The sequence below is a fragment of the Mesorhizobium sp. M0340 genome, assembly GCF_040321535.1.
Taxonomy (GTDB): domain Bacteria; phylum Pseudomonadota; class Alphaproteobacteria; order Rhizobiales; family Rhizobiaceae; genus Mesorhizobium.
Window position 1 is genome coordinate 1 of the sequence record NZ_JAMYRR010000063.1, and the last position, 2,782, is coordinate 2,782.

A 2,782-nucleotide genomic window follows, 5' to 3' on the forward strand; every position below is an offset into this window, starting at 1 on the left:
CTTCGACTTCGACGCGCAGCCATCGCTGGATCAGGGACAGATCAGGGAGCTTGCGACCTGCCGCTGGATCGCCCACGGCGACACAGTCCTGTTCCTTGGCCCTACCGATCCCACGACATAATGCACACCTCGCTATGTTATTGAAAAAGCTGGATCTGCTGATCCTGTGATTGTGATAATGGACTGTGTCCGCTCCTGCCGGAATGGTGCTGGATATCGAGTTGCTCGATATCTTCATGACGGATGATCCAGGGCGTACCCTTGCAATACTGCTCGGCCTTCAGATCGCCGGCGCGGATCATGCGCAGCACGGTCATTGGCCGCAGGCCGAGCTTCGCAGCCGTTTCCTGCAATGTATACTCGCCGCGCTCCGACCGTTCGTCCTTTTTGTAGACGGCGATGTCGTGCTGGTTGCGGAAAGTGCAGACACGGGACTGCGTCCATCCGTTCAGACGACCCGTGGTTTTGCCGAGCCGGTTGAGAAGCGATGCGATCGCTCTATCCGGCAATTGGCGTGCCAGGGCACGGATCAGGTCCTCGATGTCCGGCGGGGCGCCCCAACGGTGATGGCCTGCCTTGTTCTTCCTGACCGAAAGCGCGGTATGGTCGCCGCCCTGCCAATGCACCAGCATTTTGATGTGGTCGTCTTCGATGGCGACGACAATCTCGCGGATCACGGCACGGATGATCCGCTTGCGCGTGGTGGCGGTGGCGTTGGCATGATGCCATGCCAGTTCGAGATCGGCGCCCATGCGCAGCAGGCTCCGCCGTTCCTCTTCTCCCAGAGCCTCAGACTTGTGGCGGTCGAGCGCGTCAAGCTCGTCCTGACGCTCGCGGACGGCTACGAGCGCGGCATTCCAGCGTCGCTCCAGTTCGCCTGCTACAAGCCGGTTGTCCGGGTCGACGGCGTCATACTGGCGGCGTGCATGGGCGGCTTCATAACGTGCCTGCTCGAGTGCGAGCTCCACATGGCGCCGCTTCTCTCCAGCCTGCACGGTGGAGGTCTCGATGGCCTTGATCGCCGCTTCCATGCCGAGCGGTTGAAGGCGTTGAAGAACCTCCGCGCTGACCGCCTGATCGACCCGCAACGATCCGAAGCCGATGCACGGGTCGGTTCCGTGGTTGACCTGCGCTCCGCGGCAATGATAGCGCCCCGTATTGCCGTTGCTGCCGGAATAGGAGACATGCAGCTTGCGGCCGCAAGGGCCGCAGCGCAAGAGACCGCCGAGCAGCAACTCGCCCCGGCGAAGAGCACCGCGCGGCACCAGGCCTTTGCTTGTGGCATTGTCCGTGATCAGGCGCTGATTCCTCTCAAAATCGTGCCAGCTCAGGTAACCTTCGTGATGGTCGATGAGCAAGACCTCCCAGTCGGCGCGATCGCGCCTGATCCCACGCAAAATCCGTTTGCGTCCGGCCTCTATGGTGACTTTGCTGCAGGTTCGCCCGAACGCATAGGCGCCGGCGTAGATCGGGTTGGTGAGAATGTGGTGCACCGTATTGTAGACGGGCAGCTTCCAGACGATCGCCCTGTCCGCCGCGCGCGTGTAATTTACGGCAGGGAGCATAATGCCCTCGCGGCGCAACCACAGATGCACCTGCCGGATGCTCTGCAGTTCGTCGAAACGCCGGAATACAAGATCGATCGCCTCGCGGATCCGCAGGTCCGGGTCTTTCTCGACCCGGTTCCGGCCCGACTTGACGTAACCGATCGCCACCGTCAGGAAAAGTTCGCCCCGTCGTGCCTTCTGCTTCAGGGCTTCGATCGAGCGGGCCCGCAGGATCGAAAGCTCCAGTTCGCTCATCGTGCCCTTCATGCCGAGCAGCAGCCTGTCGTTGGGATGACGCGGTTCGTAGATGCCGTCCTCATCGATGATGAGCGTTCCGACAAGGCCGCAAAACTCGATGAGCGTATGCCAGTCCCGGCCATTGCGGGCCAGCCGGGAGGCTTCAATGGCGAGGACCGCACCAACCCGACCTTCGCAGATCGCCGCCAGAAGCTTCTCAAAGCCCGGACGGCTGATGCCAGACCCTGAACGACCGAGATCTTCATCGATGACGATGGCGTCTTTCCAGCCAAGGGACCGCGCTCGCTCGGCAAGGCCATATTGGCGTCGCCGGCTCTCGGGATTGTTGACGAGTTGATCGGCCGTCGACTGCCGGACATAGACATAGGCACCGCGCGCGAGATGTTCAGCGGTGATCTTCATGATCTGCCTCCCGTCCCGTCTGGCTCACCACCGCTTCCCTCAGCAAGGTCTCGATCAGCGGGAGGGTGCGTTCCCGGACTTCGCCTGGAAGACTCGATGGCGGAGCCTTCTTGGAAAACAGGTCTGGCTGGTCGGTTCGGCATTGCCTGCGCTGCATGGTCGTCTCCTGGCTGGCGTGAGTCGCTCTGCAGAAAACGTAGACATGCATCGACCTCGCGGCGCAGGTCGCGCAGGCATGAAAGGGGAAAACGGGGCGCCTCGCGAACCGCCATCGTCAGGGCGATCTCTTCCGTCATCCAGATCGGAATCAGCGCCAGGCTGCCATCCGGTTGTCGCCCGACATAGGCCGGCTCACCGCAATAACGCTGACGGCCTGTGACGAAAATCTCCCCGCCCGAACGTGGATGAAAGGCGTAACGGACAATCTTCTTTGCCTCGCCATCCTGATAACGGGCATTATGAGCCCAGTCCGCCGGGCACGGGCAAGACCCATCTTGCAGTGAGCCTTGGCCGCGAGGCAATCCGCCAGAATTACAACGTGCAGTTCGTCACGGCAGCCACGTTGGTGGCGATGT

General features: G+C 61.8%; 2 protein-coding genes and 2 pseudogenes. 2 read left to right on the plus strand and 2 right to left on the minus strand.

Going from position 1 to position 2,782, the window contains the following annotated elements; translation table 11 throughout:
* Positions 1–103: pseudogene (locus NKI79_RS32995) on the plus strand (ATP-binding protein); the annotation flags it as partial.
* A gap of 34 nt (positions 104–137) precedes the next feature.
* Here NKI79_RS32995 and NKI79_RS33000 read toward each other — a convergent pair.
* Positions 138–2,207: a recombinase family protein gene (locus NKI79_RS33000; protein WP_352807463.1), complete on the minus strand. Its 2,070-nt coding sequence runs from the start codon at positions 2,205–2,207 to the stop codon at positions 138–140.
* Positions 2,191–2,364, minus strand: a complete 174-nt coding sequence (locus NKI79_RS33005) for a hypothetical protein (protein ID WP_156933500.1) — start codon at positions 2,362–2,364, stop codon at positions 2,191–2,193. The genes NKI79_RS33000 and NKI79_RS33005 overlap by 17 nt, the downstream gene beginning before the upstream one ends.
* A gap of 312 nt (positions 2,365–2,676) precedes the next feature.
* Here NKI79_RS33005 and NKI79_RS33010 point away from each other — a divergent pair.
* Positions 2,677–2,782 (plus strand): annotated as a pseudogene (locus NKI79_RS33010) (ATP-binding protein); the annotation flags it as partial.

What these genes read in the sequence shown, in the direction of transcription:
- NKI79_RS33005 (WP_156933500.1), bottom strand. Translation starts at nt 2,364, where the DNA reads ATGCAGCGCAGGCAATGCCGAACCGACCAGCCAGACCTGTTTTCCAAG.
- NKI79_RS33000 (WP_352807463.1), bottom strand. Translation starts at nt 2,207, where the DNA reads ATGAAGATCACCGCTGAACATCTCGCGCGCGGTGCCTATGTCTATGTC.